This is a genomic window from Listeria grandensis (genome assembly GCF_014322885.1).
Classification (GTDB): domain Bacteria; phylum Bacillota; class Bacilli; order Lactobacillales; family Listeriaceae; genus Listeria_A; species Listeria_A grandensis.
Window position 1 is genome coordinate 1 of record NZ_JAASUG010000014.1, and the last position, 24,376, is coordinate 24,376.

The following is a 24,376-nucleotide window of genomic DNA, read 5'->3' on the forward strand; positions in this document are numbered from 1 at the left end:
ATGCATAGGAACCGTAGGTGAGTATGTAATCCACCAGCGGCTCTTATGACGCCCATCCTCGAATTTATTAGCGAAACAAGCTAAGAAGCAGAGAATACAGAGAGCCTCAATATGCATGAAAACGAAAGAGGGCATGTAATCCATGTACTGCGTCATGACCTGCGCCTTGCGGATCCAGCTTCAACGGCCTACTCCTCGAAAACTTCACGCCCTCCACAAAAAGCAAGATCGGCTTTTTACTGCGACCGCTCCAGTTTTTTTCGGAGCTGAACGGGCCGTTTCAGCTTTTCGTTGGATCTAGCTTCAACGGCCTACTCCTCGAAAACTTCACACCCTCCGCAAAAAGCAAGATCGGCTTTTTACTGCGACCGCTCCAGTTTTTTCGGAGCTGAACGGGCCGTTTCAGCTTTTCGTTGGATCCAGCTTCAACGGCCTACTCCTCGAAAACTTCACGCCCTCCGCAAAAAGCAAGATCGGCTTTTTACTGCGACCGCTCCAGTTTTTTTCGGAGCTGAACGGGCCGTTTCAGCTTTTCGTTAGATCCAGCTTCGGAAGCCCGTTAGCCCCTCGAAACTTTCACGCCCTCCATAAAAACCAGGACCGGGTTTTCATTGCGGCCGCTCCAAGTTTTTTCGGGGCTAACGGGCTTCCTCAGCTTTTCATTTAAAATTTCGGGTTATAAAACGATCGATTATCCAACCCAAATACTCGTTCTGTAAATTCGCCTGGTTTGGTATGTCGTAATGCTTTGTCCATCATGTTCATCGTTGCATCCATTAAATCAATCTGATGCAAAATTTCTGCCTCTCTCACAAGCGGCGGCTTAGGACTACCCCATTCACCTTTACCGTGATGGCTCAACAAGACATGCTTCAAGATCACAACTTCCTCGCCCTCAATTCCAAGCTCATCCGCCATCTTGCTCACTTCTTCCACTACAATCGAAATATGACCAATCAAATTGCCTTCCAATGTGTATGTAGTAGAAATCGGTCCAGATAGCTCAATCACTTTCCCCAGATCATGCAATATCACGCCAGCATACAATAAATCACGATTCACCGTTGGATATAAGTCAGCAATCGATTTCGCCAATCGTAGCATCGACACCACATGAAAACTAAGTCCCGACACAAACTCATGGTGATGGCGCACAGCCGCCGGATAATCAAAGAAATCATCCTGATATTTCTTCAAAAGCGCACGCGTAATTCGTTGCAAATTCGGATTTTGCATCTCAAAAATATATTTTGTGACCTCTTCACTCATCTCGCCCTTATCAATCGGTGCCGTCTCCATAAACTGCCCAATGCTCACGCCATCAAGCCCAGAAGTCTGCCTAATTTGGCGAATTTTCAACTGTTTTCTGCCACGATAATTCTGCACTTCACCAACGATATTTACAATATTTTGACTCGCATAACTTTCCTCATCACTGTCTGAGATATCCCAAAGTTTCGCTTCTAGCTCCCCAGACTTATCCTGTAATACCAGCGATAAAAACGGCTTGCCATTACTCGCGATTCCCTTCGTGCTCGACTTAATTAATAGAAACAGATCGAGCCCTTCTCCAATTTCATAATCCAATAATTTCTTATCCATCTTCAGATCGCCTACTTTCTCTGATTCCATTTCGCCTCTACTTTACCCTTCTAGTATAGCATGTGTTGCGCTTCCTTGGAAAAATATTTACTGAGCTGCTTATGACACGTAAAAAAGATCACTTGGTTCTCGCGACGTATCTCCTGCAATAATACCATAATTTCTTCCAAACGTTCCTCATCAAAATTTACAAAACTATCATCAATAATAATCGGCAAACGCTGCTCTGCATGTAACATCTGAATTACTGCAAACCGAATCGCTAAGTATAACTGCTCTTTTGTCGCCTGACTAAGCTCTTCCGGGAAAAATCGTAGTCCATCACGCCGTTCCACTTGCAGCCTACTCTCTACAAAGCGAACCTGCGCATAATTTCCTTTCGATAGAACATCAAAGAAATGGGTTGCTCGGATCAATACCTTTGGCAACTTCTCTTCCTGTAACTTCCGCATAATCGAACTAACCATATCCTTTGCTAATTTGACGCGAACCCATTCCTGCGCCAGCTCCTGAAAAGCCTCCTGCTCCGAATAAAAATGTTGCATCCGATCTGAAAAGCTCTGTCCATCCTCGAGTGTCTCCCGCGCTAATTCCCTTTCTGCAAGCACTTTATTATACTTATCTAATTCCGTATCAATCATGCGAAGCGCATCCTTGCGCGCCAGAATTTGCTCACTAATATCGCTTTCTTGCTGCACATTCGCAAGTCCTTCCAAATGCGCATCCGTTAACTGCGCTCGAAGTAAGACGACCCGTTCCTGCCATTTCCACTGTTGTTCGACCTGAAGTCCCTTCTGCCTGAATAATTCCTCACTCTTCACATTCGCAGCCTCTAATAATTCCGATTTATCCAGCGCAATCGACGCCTTCTCCCGCTCCAAAATCGCAATCTGATTCCGCAACTGCTCCTCTTTCTCCTGTGATTTCGCAATCTCCGACACAAATTCCTTCCTAGCCTGCCTTTTTGCCTTAAGCGCCATAACCTGCTCCTCCGTCGGTAGCTCATCCAAGCTCAGTTGCTCTGCCAACATTTCCAACCGGTTTTCCCACTCCGATACTTTCACAGTCAGAATTTCCGCATCATTTCGAGCCTTGCGCTTACTTTTTATACCTTGCTGAATCTCACGCCACACATACAAAACACTTCCTAATCGCTTCCCAGAAAAATCACTCGGCAGAAAAAATAATTCCCGATAGCCCTGCCACTTAGCATCCAACTCCGAACCAGCCTGCCGTATTTGCATTGCCTTCTGTTCGCGCTGCTCCGCTTGTAAAGACGCCCGATCCATCTCATCGTAGCACTCCTTAAGCGCCACGCGTGCTTGTTTCTGCCCCATAAACTCGGCATACTCTGTTGGACTATAGGTGGTATTTACAATATTCTTCCGGCTAAATCGCAACCACAAGACGAAGCTTCCTGCTCCGAAGACAAAAGCAACAAAATACAAAACAAGCCACTGCAAAACCCCAGCTAAAATCAAACTCACCAAAAATAATAGCACTAGGCCAAGCACTGTAACCGGGAAATCCTTCTTTTTTCTCGTTTCCCGTTTCTCCATTTGTTGTTGCACTTGTTGAAATTTAGCAGAAGACCATAAATCGCCTTCTAAATCCTCACATTGCTTTTGTAGCTGATTTAGCTCATGTTTCCCCCATTCTAACTGCCGCTCTTGCTCCTCTAACGCTTTTTGATTTTGATCCGCTTCTTGTTCTAAAACCTCTAATCCACGCTCCACCGACACATCTAATTGCATTGCTAAGATATCCTCATCTTCCGGGATCACCTTCACCGCTTCGATCATGGCAAACTGGCTAGCTTCTTTCTGCTCCAAATAAACAAGCTCCTGCTGCAACTCCTTCTGACGCCGCTTCCATTCCTGAAAAAGTGGCCATGTTTCCAATATACCATCCACTTTCTCCGCATCAGTCTCGCTCCAAAAATCACTTGCTCGTTGCTTTTCCACCAGTTGTACCAAACGCTCTTGCCACTGAATGAGCTGCGCGTTTAACTCCTTCATCCGCCCCTCCAAATGCTCCAATCGAACGATCCCGTTCGCTGGAAACGTCAGATCTCCCAACTGTTCCATTTGCGTGCATAGAAAGTGCCATTCCGCATACACCGGCCAAACTTTAAGTAGCGATTCATCTATTTCCATTTCCGTCCGCAATCTTTGCCGCTCAGATTGATACTGCGTCATCGAAAGCCTTGCCGCTTCCAGCTCTTCCACAATAAGCAAATACTGCTGATTATTTCGCTTTCCATCCTGATACGTCGCAAAAGCCTGCTTTACTTTCACCAACTGCTGATTCAACTTCGGATTTTTCCCACTTGGCTTAAAAAGCTCATCCAGACGTTTCTGCAAGCGCTCCTCCGCCCGAATCAAAACATCTGATCCAATCGTTCCAGTTGCTAATAAATACCTTTCAAAATCCACTTCCTTCAAATTTTGCACATTTTGTAACCCATGAATATCAAACGAAAAAATAGATTGAAAACGCGATCGATCCATCCCACCTAGCAGTTTCTCCAAATCAGTCTCAGTGCCAATCGAACCATCCTCGTAATAAAGCGTCACATCTCCCGTAGCTTTGCCGCGTAATCGCTCTACCGTGATACGACCAAGTGTATCATCCTCTAATAATAGCTTGCCACCATACGAGCCTTTACTCTTTGGCTCCATCCGCGGTAAACTCTGCTGTTTAGTAGGAAAACCAAATAAAATACTATGAATGAACGCCATAATGGTCGATTTCCCAGCCTCATTTGGCCCAAAAAACAATTGAAAATCCTGCAAATTCGTTATCTTTTTATTTTCCCATCTACCATATCCTATAATTTCCAATTCAATAATCTTCATTTGAGGTCTCCCTTGAACTGTTCTAGCATATTCTCAAGCAAATCAGCGGATTCATCCACAAGCGCATCTCGCTCCAACTCATCCAAATCTTTTAAAAATCGATGCATTGTTCCATTGGCAAACAAGCTTGATGTCGCTTTATAAAACTCACTCTCCTGTTTCAAAGTCTCTTTTGCTAATTCCCACTCTGTCAAAAGCCCCGACGATTTCAACCAATCCGTATCCCGTTTTGCTTCCAGATAGCCAACACGCATTACCCAAACAAAGTTCGGCTCATCGATCCAAAGCTCCTGTAACATATCCAACCACTCGCCACTATCCATTCGCTGCTTCACATCACCACTGAGCGCTACTTCCGAACGCACAACAAGCGATAAAAGAACGGCTTTATCTGCTCTTGCTGACTCCTTTACTACCTGCATCAAAAGCTGAAACAACGCTGAAATATCCATCTCCGTCTCCACAACAACATCCTTCTCTTCCCAAATAATCGCTGCTGTATCAACAAACTTTAATTCTGCTCCTGTCTCACTCAGCGAAACAATCGTCACGCCTTTTTCCCCAGTTTCCTTGCGATGCCTCCCCTGAATATTTCCCGGGTAATAAATCATCGGTTTCTTCGTCAAAATCTGCCGTAAATGTATATGCCCCAACGCCCAGTAATCCATCTCCTGCATCTCATTCACACGAAAAGGCGCATACACATCTTGCGTAGGGTTTCCCGTCATCTCAGATCCATGCAACAACCCAATATGAAAATCCGCCTTCCCCTCACGCCTATACCTATCATAGATAGTCTCACGAATATGCCGTTCCCCATAACTAAACCCATACAAATTCACAACACTACCCGTTTCGCTCACAAAGCGATGCCACTCCAATTCCGTATCAAAAGCCGTTACATTAACCGGTAGTTGCAATCGATCTTGATACTTCGCCACATAGTCATGATTACCATGAATTAAATACACCGGAATACCCTTCCGATTCAATCGCTCCATCTCACGGTAAAACCGCGCCTGCGCTTTAATGCTCTGATCTTCCTCATCATATATATCACCAGCGATTATAACAAAATCAACCGCTTCCCTAATAGCCACATCTACAGCCTTCGTAAACGACACAAAAGTACTATCCTTTAACTGCCTAAAAACCGCATCTGGCAAGTGTTTCAAGCCTAAAAATGGGCTATCTAAATGCAAATCCGCCATATGTACAAATGTTACCTCTTTCATTGTAGCCCTCCTAAATTACGAATATACGTTCTATTATACCCTATAAACAACTGCTAACACAACGATATTCCATTACGAATAAAATTTTTCCAAAAAGGCTCCCCATTAGCCGAAAAACATGCTATTCTTAACATAACACACCACAGGAGGGAATAAAAATGAGTAATTGGCACCGCAGCTTTGGCGTATACGGCATTGCAGAAGAAAATGGAAAACTATTAATGATATTGCGTGAAAGTGATCCATATAAACAAAAGTGGGATTTACCTGGGGGCAAGCTAAACGATGACGAAACACTAATGGATTGCCTCAAACGAAATATTGCCGAAATTGGCGGAAAGCCCGATATCACTGCCAATTTTGGCGTTTACGATTTCCTTGTTGGCTATCCATTTCTTGATAAACGTATTTTGCAACACATCACTGCGCTTTTCTATATGCAAGTAGATTTTTCAGCCGAGAAAGCTGTTCCACTAATTTTCCAAACAGAGACAGCCGCAACTCTCAACTACAAATGGGTTCCAATGGAGCTTCTCACAGATAAAAACGCTACACCCGCCGCATTAAAAGCTGTCCAGATTCTTCAAAGTAAATAGAGCTCGAAATCAAAAGGAAAAGAAGCATCGTACGAAACCATTATATACTTGGCCTGTACGATGCTTCCCTTTTTGATATTATTTTTCTTTTACGTCATATAACTCTTGTAACGGAGTCATGATAATGCGGTTTAAATCATTAATAATTAAGCTCATCGCTTGCTCTTTTTCCATTAAGTTCGTGATTGCTGCATTGCTTTGCACTTCCTCAGCCACTTCTTGCGCTAAGTTAATCGTGTCATCATCTATTTCTTGACCTGACATTTGTTTTTCTTGAATCGTCACCTGAACTTCACGGAAACGGTCAAACTTCACTTTCGCTTCAGCATCCGCATTCACATCCGCATAAGCTTGTTTTAAATTCGAGAATTGTTCCGTTTCACGAATGCCTCGCTCTAAATCGTTTGCAATGTCATAAATATTGATAGTCATGTAATGTTCCTCCATATATACGAAATTTTCTTCCTTCCCACTATATCAAATTTCGCAGGTAAGGGCAAAGGTTAAAACCAAATAGCAATAACTCCTTGAAGTATTCCAATGAAACCTCCCAAAAATCCTCCCAAATAGGTAATCATTTTCAATTCTTTTCCTGAAATATCAAGTACGATTTGCTCCATCTCTGCAAGTGAAAAAGCTTCAATCTGATGTTGCACCATCTTGCCGATCTCAAGCCTTCTCATCACATCCGCACTATGTTCTCGCGCAAACTGCAGCACCGCATCCACTAGGAACGGTACGACTTTATCCAAAATCTCCTGCTCATACGGTCGAATCCACTCCTGAACCGGCGTATCCATCCATTTCTCCAATTGGACAGTCCGCATAATTTCAGCAACAAGCTGCTCCGAAAACTTCTCCTGTTTCGAAACTGGTATCACATCTATCAACGCTCGTCCCGAAAATTGTTGCCATTCTGATATAATCAAAGCTTCCAAAACGCCTTCTGTCTCAGGCTTTCCGATAAATTTCACAACCTCTTTTTGCATTCGCGTCACAAAAGTGTCGTTGTTCAAAAATAACCCGACCATACCGCCAACTTTGCCATGCTCCGCCAATATTCGCTCGATCATCGCTTTTATTTGCAATTTCCCAGCATCACTCGCTGTAAATAAACCGATTTTCTGTAGTGTTTGTGTCGTGATCGCCGGTATTTTCCGAGCCAACTCTTGCTGTACCACATCCGGCAACACCACCTGCACTGATTGTTCATTACGCTTAACGAAAAACTGATCTAGCTGTCCCTTCAAAAATACCTCTATTCGCACATGTGCAGTATCACCAAAATCCGTCATATCCCACTGAGCTAATAATTCATTAGGCGTTGTTGCCACTCGTAATTTCTCCAGAACCAGCTCATTTGTTGTAACGATTAGCTCCGCGCGTAGCGTTTCCTCAGAAAGCTTTTCTTGCACAGCCTCATTCGTTAACAAATGCTCTGCAACAACCTCACCGATTTTCACAGCCAGCTCCTCGCGCCTTTTTGGAATCACACCAGGCGTAAACGGAACCCGCCATTTTCCAATATATTTTGCCTCAAACGGTCTAAAAAGCATCCGAATAGCAATAAAATTCGTTGCAGCACCAATAAATGCCCCAACAATCACCATAAATAAAATTGTCATCCAAGCGTTCAAAATAGCGTCACCCTCTAATCTCTATGTCGTGTTATCATCTTACGGCATTTATACCTCCGATACAATGGTTTCGCTCTAATTTCAGCCTAAAGTATGACCGTTTTCCCCATCATCTATGTTCGTCATCGCAAGCGGATCAATCCAAACTTCAAACTGCTCTGCCGTCACAAACCCCGACTGTATCGCGGCTTCCTTTAAAGACAAGTCTTCAGCGAATGCCGTCTTCGCAATTTTTGCTGCTTTTTCATAACCAATATGTGGATTAAGCGCGGTTACAAGCATCAAGGAGCGATCCACCAGGCTCTGCATCGCCTCTTCATTCGCTTCCAACCCTTCCAAACAATGCACTCTAAACGAACGCATCCCGTCTGCCAACAAGCGTACAGACTGTAAAAAATTATAAATTATGACCGGCTTATACACATTAAGCTCAAAATTCCCTTGACTTGCCGCCACATTAATCGTCGTATCATTTCCCATTACTTGTGCCGCAACCATTGTCAGCGCCTCACATTGCGTTGGATTCACCTTCCCAGGCATGATTGAACTTCCGGGCTCATTCGCTGGAATCTGTAGTTCACCAATACCGCTTCGTGGCCCACTCGCAAGAAATCTCACATCATTTGCGATCTTCATCAAATCTGACGCCAATGCCCGCAATGCTCCGTGGACAAAATTAAGCTCACTATGACTCGTCAAAGCATAAAACTTATTAGCCGCCGACCGAAACGGATATCCCGTATCGATTTCCAAATGCTTGGCTACCCGTTCTCCAAAATCAGCTGTCGCATTGAGTCCCGTACCAACAGCCGTGCCACCAATAGCAAGCTCCAATAAATGATCCATACTCTGCACAATGAAAGTTTGCGCATGCGAAATCATGCTTTCCCAACCGCTGATTTCCTGACCGAGCGTAAGCGGTGTTGCATCTTGCAAATGAGTTCGGCCAATTTTGACCATCCGCCAATATTTTTCCTTCTTCACGACTAATACCTCACGCATTGCCTCTAGCTCCGGTAGCAAGTGCTCCACTAGCGCTGAATAAGCCGCAATATGCATCGCCGTCGGAAACGTATCATTCGAGCTTTGTGACATATTCACATCATCATTCGGATGCACCGAATCACCCGCTACATGTGCCACAACCTCGTTTATATTCATATTGGACTGCGTTCCACTGCCCGTTTGCCAAACCACAAGTGGAAAATGCCCATCCAGTTCATGAGCAACGATCCGATCACAAACAGCCACAATCGCCGCTGCCTTCTCCGTGCTTAGTTTTCCAAGATCCGCATTACTCTTTGCTGCCGCCTTCTTCAACTGCGCAAAAGCCTTCACAACCTCACTTGGCATCTTTTCCTCACCAATTTTAAAATTCTGTCTACTGCGCTCCGTTTGCGCTCCCCAGAACTTATCCCCAGCAACCGCTATCTCTCCAATCGTATCGCGTTCAATTCTCTCCATACTCATTCTCCCCCTATTGACTTGCGTGTTTAATTCTATCCTAGCAACAAATCAATAGTAACGCAATACCTTAACACTGTTTCAATCAACTACTTCCAAGCGTACTAAAAAACCTACAGAAAAAGTGCCGTTCTCAGCGCTTATTCTGTAGGTTTTTTCATTATCTCCCAAATGAATCTAAAATATTATTGAATCCATCCGCGATTTGGCCACCAATTTCTTTTGCTTTATCGGCGCCTTTCTTAATCGTTTCGCCAGCACCTTTTGCAGAGTCTTTAATTGAACCCCAGAAATCGCCAGCTTGTTCTGTGACTGCATTCTCTTCGTTCTTCTGCTCCGTTTTAGCAGAGGCACTCTTCGTTCCAAAGTCTACTGGCTTCTGATACTTCAAGCCACTCTTCATCACATAATGCGCAAGCGAGGCTACACCATCTGAACTCGTTGTTTTTAAATAATGTGCTTCGTCTGTTTTATCAAAACCAATCCAGACAGAGCCAACTAGTTCTGGTGTATAACCAACAAACCATTGATCTTTCGTGCCATCTGTTGTGAATGGTACTTGTGTCGAGCCTGTTTTTCCAGCCATTTCATAGCCAGATACACCAGCATTCTCACCAGTACCACCATTATTAATAACATCGATCAGCATCGAAGTCATATCTGTCGAAACCTTCTTCGAGATGATCTGTTTTGTTGATGATTCATTTTCGTAAACTACTTTCCCAGTTGGATCAACAATTTTGCGAATGATGTGGGATTCTGGTTTCGCACCGTCGTTCGCAAAGGTCGCATACGCCGTCGCAAGTTCAACTGGTGATACACCTTTGCTCAGTCCACCGAGCGTTAAACCTAGATACTCATCTTCTTTCGTCAATTGAATACCGAAACGTTTGACCGAATCGACACCTTTTTGCAAGCCAATCTTATCAAGTAGCCATACTGCTGGGGCGTTAATCGACTTCGCGACTGCCGTATACATAGGCACTTCCCCGCGGTATACACCACCAACGTTTGTAGGCGTATATTTACCATATGTTGTCTTCTTATCTTGTAACATGTCATCCACTTTCCAACCTTCTTCAAGCGCTGGAACATAGGTTGCCAGAGGTTTCATCGTAGAACCTGGTTGAGCTTTCATCTGTGTCGCACGGTTAAAGCCACGGAAAACGTGTTTTCCACGACCACCAACAAGTGCACGGACGCCTCCAGTTGCTGGATCCATCAACACCGCGCCACCTTGTACAAGCGTGCCATCAGGTGCATTGGACGGAAACAGACTGTCATTCTCAAACGTACTTTCAAGCGCTGCCTGGTAGTTCTGATCCAGTTCCGTATAGATTTGATATCCCTGTTTCATGATATCATCTTGCGTTAAATCGGTTTCCTTCAAAGCCTCATTGATGACCGCATCGGTATACCAAGGGTAGTGATAGTTATCCGGATCGTTTGATTTATCCGTCAGAACTAGCTTCGTCGCCTGATATTCCTTCATCTGGTCTTTCGTAATCTTACCATTTGTGTACATCGCACCAAGCACGATATTGCGTCTATTCACAGCTTTATCTGCGTGCGTATACGGATCGTAGGCCGATGGAGCTTGTAAAAGGCCTGCAATAGTTGCCGCTTGTGGTATCGTCAAATCAGAAGCGCTCGTCCCAAAATACTTCTTCGCCGCATTCTCCACACCCCACTCATTATTTCCGAAGTAGGACGTATTCAAATACATCTCCAAAATTTCATGTTTCGAGTAAGTCCTCTCGATCTCACGCGCCATAAACAATTCTTTGGCTTTCCGCGTAAACGTCTGATCTTGTGTCAGAAGCGCATTCTTTGCTACCTGTTGAGTGATTGTACTACCGCCACCCGTGATGCTTCCGGTCGTGGCAAGTCCCCAAACCGATCGGAAAATACCTTTCATATCGAAACCACCATGTTCATAAAAACGTTTATCTTCAATTGAAATAACAGCATTTTGTAGATTCGGAGAAATATCCTTAATGCTCACAAAAGTAGCATCTGACGCGGAAAGTTCACCCGCTTTATCATTATCCTTATCATAAATGACTGTTGTCGTTTCAAGTCCCTTTTTTAAAGCATCGATATCTGCTGACTTGGCCATAATGACCAGTGATACGATAAAAATCAGTATGCACGTCAAGCCGATAAGTGTTATAAATTTCCCGATATGCTTATTCTTCCAAAAACGGCGGAATTTACTCCAACCGATCCCCAACCACTTCTTTAGAAATAAAAAGAAGCTTTTTAAATAGGTCAAGATAGTTTTGTTCTCATTATTCACGCATATCTCCTAGCTTTCTTCATTAGTATTTGTTAGTTATACTCAGCTGTATACTATCCATTTTACGGCAAAAGACGGATTTTCACCACCAACTTTAGACCGATTTTCGTCACCATTTTCTAATTATACACAATTTCGTAACAATATTTACACTTTTTTAATTTTATTTTCAAAATGAGGTTTTTCTCTATGGAGATGGGGTATTTACTTACTGTTAACGGGAAAGGCCAAACGAGAAAAACCATATATTGCATCACCGCCATCTCATTAAGAACGGCGTTATTACATGCTTTCATTTAGACAGATAAAATAACGCGAGCACTGTGCATTTTTTCAGTCTAACAAAGCAAGAAAGGATCTGGAGTATGAAGAAAACACTCATTTATTTTTTGTCCCCAAGGCACATTCGCAGTTCGATGGCCGAGGCTTGGGCTCAAAAACTGGCCATCAATGACGCCCACTTTGTTAGCGGTGCTTGGTGTGCTACAAAAACATCACCATTTGTCGCCGATGCACTTCATGAATACGCGATGGAACCACCAGCGTCAATGCCTGTCACTCCGAATCAAAAATTATTAAAAGAGGCTGATTTAATCGTTACCATCTACGATTCTGCGTCCGAACTCGCTCCTGGGTTCCCCGCTGAATTGGAGGAAAAAATTGTTTACTGGGATATTAAAGATCCTGAACAAACCACAGATGAACCAGACAAGTGGGCGTATTATCAAGAAGTCTGTGATAACATCGCCACCTCTGTCAAAGGATTGGAAAAAGTATTCTTATAAAAATCTTTACGTCTCACTAGCAGTCCGTATATACTATACGCATTGTTAGCGAGATTTTTATTAGTTACAAAAATTAGTGGGGTGAGGCAACATGGATAACTATGAAGATTTAAAACGAGGCGAACGCGGAGCTTGGCTCAGCATTATTGTCTATATTTTATTGGCCACTCTGAAAATCGTGATTGGCTCATTGGGCAACTCCGACGCCTTGCAAGCCGATGGTTTAAATAATACAACGGATATCATCGCATCTGTAGCACTACTTATCGGCCTTAAAATTTCGCGAATTCCGCCTGATGAAGATCATCTTTACGGTCATCGTCGCACCGAAACCATCAGTTCTCTGCTAGCTTCTTTTATCATGTTCCTTGTCGGGATTGAAGTTATTTGGCGATCCTTCCTCGCTTTTTTGCATCAAGAATTCGCAACACCATCCACGTTGACCGCGATTGTCGCACTTTTTTCCGGCATCGTGATGTACATCGTTTACTTAATCAACAACAATCTCGCCAAGAAAGTTGATAGTCTAGCCGTCAAAGCTGCTGCCTACGATAATCGGTCGGACGCTTATGTAAGTTTTGGTACTTTTATCGGAATTAGTGGGGCAATCATCGGAATTACTTGGCTCGATAATGTCACCGCATTCCTCGTCGGCCTTCTCATTATTTACACCGCTTGGAAAATTTTCTATGACGCGGCGCACACGCTCACAGACGGTTTTGATATTAGAAAAATTGAAGCGATTCATACCATCATTGCCGATGTCCCACAAGTCCATGAAATCAGGGATATCAAGGCTCGGATGAATGGCAATCGAATTTGGATTGATGCTACGATTACCGTTAAGGCTGACTTAAACGTTGCCCAGAGCCATGCGATTACAGAAAAGATTGAAACAGCCATCCGCGCCGCCTATCCAAATGCTTATACACTTGTCCACATCGAACCCTATTTCGATTCCGATGACAAAGTAAATTCAGACCAATAAATCACGATGGGCCAATTTTGAATCTTGTTTTATTGACACGTTTGACTTATAATTTAGATTAAGTATATTTTTTGCAGTCGTTGGGAGGGAAAAAACACAGTGGGGCAGACAAACTAAGAAACGATATGGAACTAAATAATAGATGTAAACCGTTGCTGTCCTTGTGTTTCCTTACCGAGTGAATATCCTCTGGAACAGACACAAACGCAACATAAACTTTAGAAACCATAGGAGGTGTTCGCCATTTCTGGTGCTTTATCAGAGATGGCCAATCATTGATATTAACCACTAAATTTTTAATTATTGCTTTACTTATCGCCATTTCTGCCTTTTTCGTTGCAACCGAGTTTGCGATCGTAAAAATGCGTCCAAGCCGTTTAGACCAGCTGATATCAGAAGGAAATAAACGTGCCCATTTGGCAAAGCATATTTATAGTCACATGAACGCGTATCTTTCCGCCTGTCAATTGGGTATCACGATCAGCTCACTTGGACTAGGTTGGTTGGGGGAATCGACCGTCGAAGCCGCTCTTCATCCACTCTTTGTACTGTTTGAATTGCCGAGCTCGATCACATCTGTACTCTCTTTCGCCATCGCCTTTATCTTGATTACGTTTTTACACGTAGTTGTTGGTGAACTTGTTCCAAAAACACTCGCGATCGACAAGACAGAAGCCGTGGCCCTATCCGTAGCGCGTCCACTGCACATTTTTTACAAAGTGATGTTCCCATTCATCTGGCTTTTAAATGAATCTGCGGTTGTCATTGCCAAAATGTTTGGCTTAGAAACAGCGACCGATCATGAAATTGCCCATACAGAAGAAGAGCTGCGAATTATCGTCGGCGAAAGTTATAAGAGCGGTGAAATTAACCAATCCGAGTTTAGTTATGTGAATAAGATTTTCGATTTTGATGAACGAATGGCAAAAGAAGTCATGATTCCGCGTACAGAAATCGTTACAGTAGCCACTGGCGGTACGATTGCTGACCTTTCGGATATCATGAAATATGAACGCTACACTCGTTATCCAGTTATCGAAGGCGATAAAGACCATATTATTGGCGTACTGAACTTAAAAGAAATCCTTTCCGCATATGTAGAGAACGGTTCCGATCCACTTTTTAGTATCGATCCTTATGTCAAACCAATTATTCGTGTTATTGAAACCATCCCGATTAAGGAATTGCTGATTCGGATGCAGCGTGAACGTTCGCATATCGCGATTCTGCTTGACGAATACGGCGGTACTTCTGGCCTTGTTACAGTCGAAGATATTGTAGAGGAAATTGTTGGTGATATTCGGGATGAATTCGATGCCGACGAAATCCCAGAAATCCGCAAAATTAAAGACGGACACTTCATTATCGACGCTAAAGTCTTGATTGACCAGGTGAATAACATGCTTGGCACAGATATTGAGGAAGAAGAAGTTGACACGATTGGCGGCTGGTTCTTAACACACAATTACGAAGTTGAAATCGGTGATGAAATTGAAAACAATGGCTATATCTTCCGCGTCAAAGAAGCTGAGCCACACCATATTTCTTACATCGAAGTTTTCAAAAAAGAGAAAAAGAAAACAGCAAGCGAAGAAGCGTAAAATAACCCCCGAGTCCGCCATACAGGATTCGGGGGTTATTTATTATTTAGATTTGGCAACAAGTTCTACTTTCATCCGGTCTGGACCTTCTGCAAAAACCGCATAATAATTCGGCCCTCCAGCGAAAGGATGGCGATCCTCATACAAAATCGGGATGCCCTGTGCCTTAAATCGCTCCGTCCATGTATCAACGTCGGCACGCGTCGCGACATGAAATGCCAGGTGACTAAGGCCTGTATGTCCCCGATGATAGCCGGCATCCACAAAACGTGCCTGCGTCTGGACAAATACTAAATACGTCTCGCCGTACATCCAACTAACGCCCATATCCCATTCTGAATAAAGCGAATAACCAAGCCATTCCAGCAAATCATCCCAAAAAATACGTGCTTTTTTCAAATCCGAAACATTGATTTCTACATGATGCAACATCTCACTACTCCTCCTTTTTAAAAATGTTTCAGTGCCTCCTTGCGACTTAGCGTTGCCAAATCATGCGACTCCACAAAAGAAAGAACCGCATCCGGCTCAAATTTAGCATACTGTCGCAAAGCCCAGCCAATCGCTTTTTGAATAAAGAATTCCTCAGACTCCAGCCACTTCTCACAATTAGCGAACAACAAAGCCGCATCCGTTTTGTCCTTATACTTCAACTGAAACAAGATCGCCGTGCGTGCCAGCCATATATTTTCGCCATCGATCCATTTGGTATTATACGCCTCGATCAATTCTGGATACACCTGAAAATGCCCACCGACAAGCGTTCCTGCAAGCAAATCAACTGTATCCCACCACGAATCCGTCACGACCAACTGCTCATAAAAATCAATGGATTCACGCGACTGCTTCTTCACATCCTTCACCAAAATATCAATCGCGATATATCGAAACTCACGTTCAGGCTGTTCATATAACACCTTCGCCACAGCCAATGAATCCCGCGGCTTGCCCTGCTCAGCAACAAATTCCCGATAAACTGCGCGTCGCAACGGACTTCGTAATCCTAAAAAAACAAATTGATTTCGCATATACTGCTCCATCGCAATTTTTTCCTCCGGCAAGGCTCGGCTCCTCAAAAATGCTATCAATTTTTCTGTATAACTATCCATGATTCTCTCCTTTTTTGCTCTTACTACGAAAACATGGCACGCTCTTTTTCCATGCTCGCTATCATGAAATCTACATCATCCGGATCGGGACCAACACGCTTACCAGTTTCCAATTGACCAATTCGCTTCATGTCCTCCGAGTCCAATTTAAAATCAAATAACTGCGTATTTTCAAGTGTCCGTTTCGCGCTGATAGAACGAGACATCGTAATCGTATTCCGCTCCATATGCCACCGTAAAATTACTTGATCCACATGCACCCCGTGCTTCCTCGCAATTTCTCCAATCACAGGATTCTGGAATAGTGCACCCTTCGCGAGCGGCGACCAAGCTCCGTGAGCAATACCCTGCTCCGCCAAATAAGCGCGCAACTCATTCTGCGGCAATAGCGGATGTGTCTCCACTTGGTCAATTGCCGGCTTCACATTCGCTTTCACAAACAAATTCGCCAAATGGTGCTCCTTAAAGTTCGCTACACCAATTGCACGCACCATTTTTTCTTCATATAAACGCTCCATTGCCCGCCAGGTCTCCGTGTACATTTCCGTAAGCGGCCAATGAATTAAATACATATCTAAAAAGTCCACGCCCAAATTCTCCAGCGTGTGCTCAAACGCGGTCAATACCTTATCGTATCCTTGATCCCCGTTCCAAATTTTCGAACTAATAAAAAGATCATCCCGAGCGATATCACTGTGTCCGATTGCCTCCCCAACTAGCTTCTCGTTATTATAAACTGCACCTGTATCAAACGAGCGATAACCAAATTCAAGCGCTTTCTCAATTGCCCCAGTGACATGCTGCTGATCGGTTACTTGAAAGACGCCCATACCAAGATAAGGAATCATGGCACCATTATTTAAACGATAACGTGCTTGAAAGGAATTGACCATCGATAAAACCTCCTGCTTTTCGTAGTTTATATAATATCGCAACGCTTTTCTTTCATTAAATACTTAAAACCAGTATACAGAAATCCACCCCGCTTATCTACCAAAAAGCAACCGCCATAAAAACAAAATCGTGAACAAAAACACAATCTAGTCCTCCAAATTAAAACCTTCATAAAAGTTACCTTCCCCTAACTAAAAAAATATATAAAAGAGCCCTTCGTCACGAAAGCCGTCAAATAGCAAATGTAACCGATTTCAAGTAGTTTTTACCTATTTTAGCACAAAAAAAAGATACCTATTGGCGTCATCCTATGTTAGTATGAATATGTAGTAAATTTCTATCCTTGTAATGATTTTTTTATGTATATTTTTTGTAAACATCCGCTCACTGACATCAATGAAAGGTGAGTCCTATTATACTGGGAAAAATCACACAAAAAAGATCGGGGGAATTAAAAAATGGCTTTTAAAAACAAAAAGGACCGTTTTGCATCATTATTACATGACATGGCAGTAAACCTACGTGAGGGCGCCAATTATTTCGCTTCTTACGACATTGAAACTGGGGAAGATCTACATACTTTTTCGGAGAAGATGAAAGAATATGAAACACATGGTGATTCACTTGTCCACAAAATGATTTTAGAACTAAACGATGCCTTCATCACGCCAATCGAGCGCGAAGACATGTTAGAGCTAACAAACCGATTAGACGACGTAATGGACGGCTTTGAACAGATTGCCTTCACATTCGAGATCTGTCATATCAAACGATTTGACGATTATATGCAAAAATTCATCGATGCGATCGAAGCAAGTACTGTGGAAATTGAAAAAGCAGTAGACCTCGTATTCGACAAAAAATTAAAAGATGTACGCACATTAGCTATTAAAATAAAGAATTACGAATCGATTTGCGACGAAGTATACCGCGAGTCCTTGATTCAACTTTTCCAAAATGAAGAAAACCCAATCCGCTTAATTCGGATGAAAGAAGTGTATGAGAATTTTGAAGAAATCGCAGACAGTTGTCAAAGTGTAGCCAATACGCTTGAATCAATTGTTATGAAAAACGCGTAAGGGGCCGGCTAAATGGAAGGTATGTTATTTATAACGATTGTCATTGTTATTGCAGCACTAGCGTTTGACCTTATCAACGGATTTCATGACACGGCCAACGCGATTGCAACCAGTGTCTCAACGAAAGCATTAAAACCAAAGCATGCGATTATTCTCGCGGCAGTGATGAACTTTGTCGGTGCCATTTCCTTCACAGGGGTTGCCAAGACAATTACAAAAGACATTGTCGATCCATTCTCCTTACCACATGGCGATCTTGTTATTCTCGCAGCGCTTATATCCGCAATTACCTGGAACTTACTCACCTGGTACTTCGGTATCCCGAGTAGTTCCTCCCATGCTTTGATCGGGTCTATTGCTGGTGGTGCTATTGCGGCGGCAGGATTCGGTGCACTCGAATATAAAGGCTTCTTGACCATCATCATCGGTCTTATCGTGTCTCCATTCCTAGCATTTGGAGTTGGTTTCCTAATCTATAGCCTATTCAAGATGTTCTTAAAGAATTTAAACCTAACATCAACAAATCGTCGTTTCCGCTACATTCAAGTCGGAACTGCGGCACTCCAATCCTACACACACGGTACCAATGACGCTCAAAAATCAATGGGTATCATCACACTCGCTTTGATCGCAAACGGTTTTCAACATACCGACGACGTTCAACTTTGGGTACAAGTATCCTGTGCGATCGCAATGGCCGTTGGTACATCGATCGGTGGTTGGAAAATCATCAAAACAGTTGGTGGTAAGATCATGAAAATCAAACCAGTAAGTGGCGTTGCGGCAGATCTAAGTTCCGTATTCATCATTTTTGGTGCAACATTCATTCATCTACCAGTCAGCACAACACACGTTATCAGCTCCTCTATTCTTGGTGTTGGAACAGCTCACCGTGTGAAAGGTGTTAAATGGGATACAGCACAGCGCATGATCATCACTTGGATCATCACATTACCAATCTCAGCCGCACTTGCTGCAGCTGTCTACTATGTCCTACGTTTCTTTTTAGTATAATACTTCAAAACTCGTTTCTAAAATATAGAAGCGAGTTTTTTTATGTTTCCCCTACTAAATAAAGGGAAAAGGTATATATACAACAAATAGGTTAAGTTAGGAGACGATTTTATGCCAAGCTTTCACTTTCAAAAACCTTTAGTCATCCGAAAAAATAATCCAATCGAAGTAAAAAATGAAAAAGAAGAAATCATCGGAAATATTGAAAAAATCTCATCACGTATTTCATTTCAAAATAACCATCCACTATATAGCTATTCTAACGACACCACTCAAAAAGAATTGGCGACACTGACCATCGAAATTGGTTGGCTTGGAGAAGACGGTTCTTCCGTCGTCTACCACAACCTCGACCCAAGTTTTGATATTTCCTTCAAAGAAATCCCAAGTAGCGATCACCATCTGCATATTCGAGCCAACCAAAAAGATCACCGTATTGATATCATTCAAACAGAAACAAAAAGCATCGTCAAAATTTTAATAAACCATACCGATATCAGCCACATTTCCATCGATAAATCCATGTCTGGTAGCGCTGTTTTAATTGAATACCGAGAAGACAGCCCACTTCCGCCCGCCTTCTTTTTGTTGTCCTTTTTTATTATCAAATTAATAAAAGAGGAGTTCTAGAATTTAAGCCCATCTCTGTTCCTTCAAACAAGAGGGAGCAGTTTTTTATTGCCTTTTTGATCAAATCGCGTATACTATTGATTATTATCGAATATTCCATTACGAGGGGCTGTGGCCATATGCGTTCCAATAAAACACCGCAAGGAAGCCTATCTGAACTTTCTAGAGGAATGGGTTGGAAAGGCGCCGGTATTGTACTTCTTATTTTAATAGTTACCATCGTTGTACTGGCTTGTCTCTAGTCCAAAAAAGATGCTGCTATTAAATCAAGCGATTAATAGCAACATCTTTTTTTAATTGGTGTAGAAATCCATCGAAACTGGTGACACACCTCGAAACGGGGTTTTCCCCTCCATTTTGTCAACGATGGCTTGGAGCACTTCGTCTGTTGGGCTGTAGCCATTAATAATTGTCATCACATCTGCAAAATCATACTCGTGATACGGGTTCGCCACTGAGATTAGCATTGTCGGGATTTCGTGAATAAACCATGGTGCGTCAAATCCGGCTAGCGACTTGAACTCCACGCGCAAATTCGTCTGATTCGACATCGTATCCTTCTTTACAAAATAAATAATCAGATCATACTTACTCGTGAACTCCGCAATACTTTCCTTCACCGACTCCATCATGACCTTAATCTGCGAATGATCGATAAAACTCACCTGATATCCCCGCCCTGTCAAAATTTCTCCAAACGCCTCATGGGATTTTTTCTTCCGCTTCTGAAATTTCAATGCAAGTTTCATAATTCCCGACGCGCCCTGCTCTAAAATATCGAAAACATCGAGTTCGTTGCCCAGTGAGATAATTCCAATTTTCTGCTGTTCACTTGAATGAATCGGCAAGAGTTGCTGCGTATCCTTGACCAGCGTGACACCTTCATCCGCGACTTTTTTCGCCAATTGTTTCGAGGTTATCGCTGAATCAAGCGTTGTTTCCCGCTCCAGCCGAGCATCCAAATGTAACCGCGCCTTGAGCCCTAAAATCCGCTGCATCGCGTCATCCAAACGTTCCTCCGTAATAATCCCCTCGCGGAAACCAGCCATCATAAACTGGTAATCCTCCTCTAAATTCTTCGTAAACAAGAACATATCATTTCCCGCCGCGATCGCCCTTGGCAACAAATCTCGCCGCTTTCCTTGCGATCCAAAACCGACCATCAAAGACGCATCTGTCATCACTAAGCCATTAAAGTCCAAGCCTCCGCGCAATAAATCTTGAATCAAAGCTGGATTTAAACTCGCAGGCACGTCCCGAAGCCCCACTTCCTTATCTTCTTGAAAATAATCCGGCAACGAAATATGGCCCACCATCACGCCCGTCGCACCATTATCAATGTTATCCCGGTGCACTTTTCCAAAAGTCCGCATCCATTCAGGAAACGGCAAACTGTTCACACTTTTAACAACATGATGGTCGCGTCCGTCCACACCATCTCCAGGAAAATGCTTAATTGTTACCGCGCCTCCCGCTTCTTGTACCCCCCTCACATACGCCTGGCCCATCGCCGAAACCAACTCCGGATTGTCACCAAACGAGCGGATATTCGTAATCGGATTTTCCCAATTATAGTTAATATCAATAATCGGTGCAAAAGACATGCTCGCACCAGCCAGCGCCGCCTCACCCATACAAAACTTCCCGAATTCATAAGCGTTATCCACGTTTCCCGTCGCCGCAATCAACATCTCATGCCCGATATTCGTATTCTCTTCTATCAAGCCATTCGAGCCCGTCTCCAAATTAGCCGCTAAAAATGGTGGAATTTTCGAATGCGTCATCAAGTAGGTGTTCACTTTTCTGACGTCAGCTTCCTTCAATGGACGCAACATGACGCCACCCGCTTCAAATTCTGCAACTTCTTGTAACGTCTTATCCTTCGCGTCTCCTGCCGCAATCACAAACAACTGTCGAATCTTCTCTTCCAAACTCATCGTCGTTATCGTATTCGCCACCCATTTCAACTGCGCCGCGTCTAAGTAAAATGGTTTTTTCGTCAAATCCACCGTCATACTTCCTTCACTCCTTTCCTAGCATCCAAATCCCGCATGATTTGCGGATACAGCTTATCCACCTTATTAAAGGAAAGCACAATCGCCACAATCAAACAAATCATCCCTGGAATCCACAAATTGATCCACACAATCATCGATGATACCGCTTCTGGCTGTGTTGCTAACGTCCCATTATAATGCACCAGTGCTAGCAACCAACCCACGAGCGCCGCACCAACGCCACCACCAATTTTCGTACCAACGCTCGCCGCTGAGTAGGTCAAGCCCTCTATCCGCTTCTTCGTTTTCCATTCCCCATACTCGATCGTATCCGCAATCATTGCAAAAAATCCAGCTGTCCCGATGCCTAAAAAAGCCCCGTTCAGGACTAAAAATCCATAAAACAGCACCAAGTCATCTGGGGATTGGAAAATAAAATAAAATAAAACGCTACCGTTGCCACAAACATAATCAAATTCCCAAATACCGTCGTCTTAATTTTGCCGAATCGTCTAAATAAAAGCGTCGCAACACCCATACCAATCAGCATTCCTGGCATCATCATGACATTTAAAATACCGACCAAGCTCTCATCACCAAAATAGTATTTTGCCATATAAATATTGGACGTCATCTTCAAGCCAGAGAACGTAAACACTAGAATCCCTACAAGCAACATAATCAGCCACGGCTTATTTTTCAGTAGCGCAACGAATCCCTCTTTAAAAGGCGTCACCTTGTCCTCTTGCGTCAAACCCACATGCTCTTCGGTTCCTTTAAAAGTCACTAAAAGACTTGCCGCTGCGACCAAACCAATGATCAAAAATGTCCACGTATAGCCGACAACCTCAATCAACATCGGCGCAATAATCGCCACTAACATTGAGCCAATCAACGCCCCAATTCCCCGAAATACGCCCAACGAACCGCGTTCCACCTGATCATCCGTCATCTTCACCGACAAAACGCCATACGGAATATTAATCGCCGTATAAATCACCATCGTCACATTATACGACACAAATGCAAAAATAATATCCGCGATTCCGTTCGTTCCCGGCGTCCAAAACGTAATCATCGCCGAAAAAGCAAATGGAAGCGCTAACCATAATAAATACGGCCGAGCCTTTCCATATTTGGATTTCGTCTTATCCACCAAATTACCGAACACGACATCAATCACACCGTCAAAAATGCGCGAAATCAGTAGAATCGTCCCAGCCACAGCCGCACTAATTCCCGCGTAATCCGTCCAATAAAACAAAATAAAGATCGATATCCCTTGATACACTAGATTGGATGCAAAGTCTCCCATACCATACGATAGCTTCTCTTTCATCGACAACTTGCGACGCTTCATCAATTCCCCCACGTACATAGCAAAAACCCCCTCGCTTTTTAGAAACCGCTTTCAAACACTATGTTACGCGTGTCCGAAAAAAAGAACAATGTCATTATGCGGCGATAAAAGCGAAAGGACTATCAAATTCCTATCGATGTTTTTTACGATACGCATTCGGTGTCATCTCATATTTCGCATGAAACAACTGATAAAAAAACTGCAAATTATTATAGCCCACTTCACTAGCGATTTTGTTAATAGGCAAAGTCGTTGCAGTAAGAAGTTCCGCCGCCTTATTAAGACGAATAAACTGCAGAAACTGCGAATACGTCATGCCCGTTATTTCTCGGATCAGTTTACTGAAATAATCCGCAGAATAATTAAACTTTCCAACGAGATCTTGCAATTTAATATCCCGATAATTCACCTCGATGTATTTTTCAATCTCATGATAGAGCAACTGACGGTATCCTTTTTGCTCTGATTTGATAAAATGATAATCGCACTCCATCGTCAACGTATTGAGAAGTCGCGAAAGTAGCCCCTTCATAATCAGAATATAACCAAAATCCTTCGCCGAAATTTCCTCAAACATCCGCAAAAGCACGTTCTCCATTTTCCGCTTATTCGTGCGTGGCGTGAATTTGATATACTCACTTCTCGTCTTCTCCTCAACCAACGCCATTTTCAAAAATTTCACCATGCTGATCTCATTCACATTACTAATCACCGTCTCATCCAGCATCCGCTGCGAAATCCCCAGAAAAATAACCTTGCAATCCTTGTTTTGAATATAATCGGCATGAAGCGTATTACAATCCAGCATCAAAACCTCACCAGGATATAGCGTCACATCTTCCTTCTGCACTCGTAACCTAAACGTTCCCTCAACGACAAAGCATAATTCAATATGCCGATTCTTATGCATTGGCGTGATAAACTCCGTCTTGGCAAGCGCCCCCTCCTCGTACACGATCCCACCATATCCTTCAAAATCCGCTAAATCTGCGTGAAACGACTCCTCCAACTTCTCAAGAAAACTCATTTTAGAGTCAAATATCCCGTTTTCCACCGACCAACGCGTCAAATAAAGCTCATCATCAAAAGACAACTCCCCACCTTGCGTCAAATGCATCGTCGTCGGCATCTGCATCTTTTTCAAATCCTCCACACCAAGCGTATGAGGTCGCGCATCCAACTCATCAGAAAATAAATCACGAAGCGGCATATTCTCCCTCCTCACACA

The 24,376-nt window shown here is 43.2% G+C and carries 20 protein-coding genes and 1 pseudogene; 8 read left to right on the plus strand and 13 right to left on the minus strand.

Features of this window, described 5'->3' with window-relative positions; translation table 11 throughout:
• Positions 1-663 precede the first annotated feature (663 nt).
• From yhaM to HCJ54_RS14305, 3 genes are read right to left on the minus strand one after another with little or no spacing between them, the layout of a single operon-like run.
• Positions 664-1,602, minus strand: a complete 939-nt coding sequence (gene yhaM, locus HCJ54_RS14295; RefSeq protein ID WP_036067017.1) for a 3'-5' exoribonuclease YhaM — start codon at positions 1,600-1,602, stop codon at positions 664-666.
• Positions 1,603-1,652: 50 nt separating this feature from the next.
• On the minus strand, positions 1,653-4,460 hold the full coding sequence (locus tag HCJ54_RS14300; RefSeq protein WP_187138128.1) for an ATP-binding protein: 2,808 nt from the start codon (positions 4,458-4,460) through the stop codon (positions 1,653-1,655).
• A complete protein-coding gene (locus HCJ54_RS14305; RefSeq protein ID WP_187138129.1) occupies positions 4,457-5,695 on the minus strand; it encodes a metallophosphoesterase family protein in 1,239 nt (412 codons plus the stop codon). Before HCJ54_RS14305 ends, HCJ54_RS14300 begins: the two co-directional genes overlap by 4 nt.
• 158 nt (positions 5,696-5,853) lie before the next feature.
• Here HCJ54_RS14305 and HCJ54_RS14310 point away from each other — a divergent pair, with 158 nt between their 5' ends.
• Positions 5,854-6,291, plus strand: a complete 438-nt coding sequence (locus HCJ54_RS14310) for an NUDIX domain-containing protein (RefSeq protein ID WP_187138130.1) — start codon at positions 5,854-5,856, stop codon at positions 6,289-6,291.
• 78 nt (positions 6,292-6,369) lie between these two features.
• On the opposite strand, the gene HCJ54_RS14315 is transcribed toward HCJ54_RS14310, so the two are convergent.
• From HCJ54_RS14315 to HCJ54_RS14330, 4 genes are all read right to left on the minus strand, one after another.
• The gene (locus HCJ54_RS14315; protein WP_036067012.1) at positions 6,370-6,723 is read right to left on the minus strand and encodes a YlbF/YmcA family competence regulator; all 354 of its coding nucleotides are present in this window, start codon (positions 6,721-6,723) and stop codon (positions 6,370-6,372) included.
• A 71-nt stretch (positions 6,724-6,794) separates the two neighbouring features.
• Complete coding sequence (locus HCJ54_RS14320) at positions 6,795-7,928, minus strand: DUF445 domain-containing protein (RefSeq protein WP_187138131.1); 1,134 nt, start codon at positions 7,926-7,928, stop codon at positions 6,795-6,797.
• Between the two features lie 81 nt (positions 7,929-8,009).
• A complete protein-coding gene (gene fumC / locus HCJ54_RS14325) occupies positions 8,010-9,392 on the minus strand; it encodes a class II fumarate hydratase (protein WP_187138132.1) in 1,383 nt (460 codons plus the stop codon).
• 160 nt (positions 9,393-9,552) lie between these two features.
• Positions 9,553-11,691 (minus strand): transglycosylase domain-containing protein, encoded by a 2,139-nt coding sequence (locus HCJ54_RS14330; RefSeq protein ID WP_185410041.1) that lies wholly within the window; start codon positions 11,689-11,691, stop codon positions 9,553-9,555.
• A 365-nt stretch (positions 11,692-12,056) separates the two neighbouring features.
• Here HCJ54_RS14330 and HCJ54_RS14335 point away from each other — a divergent pair, with 365 nt between their 5' ends.
• The 3 genes from HCJ54_RS14335 to HCJ54_RS14345 all read left to right on the plus strand — a co-directional run bounded on the left by HCJ54_RS14335 (position 12,057) and on the right by HCJ54_RS14345 (position 15,065).
• Positions 12,057-12,476 carry a low molecular weight phosphatase family protein gene (locus HCJ54_RS14335; RefSeq protein ID WP_036066881.1) on the plus strand — a complete coding sequence of 140 codons (420 nt, stop codon included), beginning with the start codon at positions 12,057-12,059 and terminating at the stop codon, positions 12,474-12,476.
• Between the two features lie 91 nt (positions 12,477-12,567).
• A complete protein-coding gene (locus HCJ54_RS14340) occupies positions 12,568-13,464 on the plus strand; it encodes a cation diffusion facilitator family transporter (protein WP_036066879.1) in 897 nt (298 codons plus the stop codon).
• Positions 13,465-13,739: 275 nt separating this feature from the next.
• On the plus strand, positions 13,740-15,065 hold the full coding sequence (locus tag HCJ54_RS14345; RefSeq protein ID WP_036066877.1) for a hemolysin family protein: 1,326 nt from the start codon (positions 13,740-13,742) through the stop codon (positions 15,063-15,065).
• Positions 15,066-15,107: 42 nt separating this feature from the next.
• On the opposite strand, the gene HCJ54_RS14350 is transcribed toward HCJ54_RS14345, so the two are convergent.
• Genes HCJ54_RS14350 through HCJ54_RS14360 form a run of 3 tightly spaced genes read right to left on the minus strand, consistent with a single transcriptional unit; the run spans position 15,108 to position 17,067 of the window.
• The gene (locus tag HCJ54_RS14350) at positions 15,108-15,497 is read right to left on the minus strand and encodes a VOC family protein (protein ID WP_187138133.1); all 390 of its coding nucleotides are present in this window, start codon (positions 15,495-15,497) and stop codon (positions 15,108-15,110) included.
• Positions 15,498-15,514: 17 nt separating this feature from the next.
• Positions 15,515-16,174, minus strand: coding sequence for a DNA alkylation repair protein (locus tag HCJ54_RS14355; protein ID WP_187138134.1), 660 nt, complete (start codon positions 16,172-16,174; stop codon positions 15,515-15,517).
• Between the two features lie 23 nt (positions 16,175-16,197).
• Positions 16,198-17,067 (minus strand): aldo/keto reductase, encoded by an 870-nt coding sequence (locus HCJ54_RS14360; RefSeq protein ID WP_187138135.1) that lies wholly within the window; start codon positions 17,065-17,067, stop codon positions 16,198-16,200.
• A 459-nt stretch (positions 17,068-17,526) separates the two neighbouring features.
• On the opposite strand from HCJ54_RS14360, the gene HCJ54_RS14365 reads away from it, so the two are divergent.
• The 4 genes from HCJ54_RS14365 (at position 17,527) to HCJ54_RS15390 (ending at position 20,033) form a co-directional block, all read left to right on the plus strand.
• Positions 17,527-18,147, plus strand: coding sequence for a DUF47 domain-containing protein (locus HCJ54_RS14365; RefSeq protein WP_036066870.1), 621 nt, complete (start codon positions 17,527-17,529; stop codon positions 18,145-18,147).
• A 12-nt stretch (positions 18,148-18,159) separates the two neighbouring features.
• Positions 18,160-19,161 (plus strand): inorganic phosphate transporter, encoded by a 1,002-nt coding sequence (locus HCJ54_RS14370; protein ID WP_036066869.1) that lies wholly within the window; start codon positions 18,160-18,162, stop codon positions 19,159-19,161.
• Positions 19,162-19,272: 111 nt separating this feature from the next.
• On the plus strand, positions 19,273-19,791 hold the full coding sequence (locus HCJ54_RS14375; protein WP_185410035.1) for a hypothetical protein: 519 nt from the start codon (positions 19,273-19,275) through the stop codon (positions 19,789-19,791).
• Between the two features lie 119 nt (positions 19,792-19,910).
• Positions 19,911-20,033: a DUF6366 family protein gene (locus tag HCJ54_RS15390; RefSeq protein ID WP_222713039.1), complete on the plus strand. Its 123-nt coding sequence runs from the start codon at positions 19,911-19,913 to the stop codon at positions 20,031-20,033.
• 51 nt (positions 20,034-20,084) lie between these two features.
• Here HCJ54_RS15390 and HCJ54_RS14380 read toward each other — a convergent pair whose 3' ends face one another.
• The 3 genes and pseudogenes from HCJ54_RS14380 to HCJ54_RS14395 all read right to left on the minus strand — a co-directional run bounded on the left by HCJ54_RS14380 (position 20,085) and on the right by HCJ54_RS14395 (position 24,358).
• Positions 20,085-21,806, minus strand: a complete 1,722-nt coding sequence (locus HCJ54_RS14380) for a glycoside hydrolase family 3 protein (RefSeq protein ID WP_187138136.1) — start codon at positions 21,804-21,806, stop codon at positions 20,085-20,087.
• Positions 21,803-23,166, minus strand: a pseudogene (locus tag HCJ54_RS14390) (MFS transporter). Before HCJ54_RS14390 ends, HCJ54_RS14380 begins: the two are co-directional and overlap by 4 nt.
• 112 nt (positions 23,167-23,278) lie before the next feature.
• A complete protein-coding gene (locus HCJ54_RS14395) occupies positions 23,279-24,358 on the minus strand; it encodes a helix-turn-helix domain-containing protein (RefSeq protein ID WP_185410032.1) in 1,080 nt (359 codons plus the stop codon).
• Between the last annotated feature and the right edge of the window lie 18 nt (positions 24,359-24,376).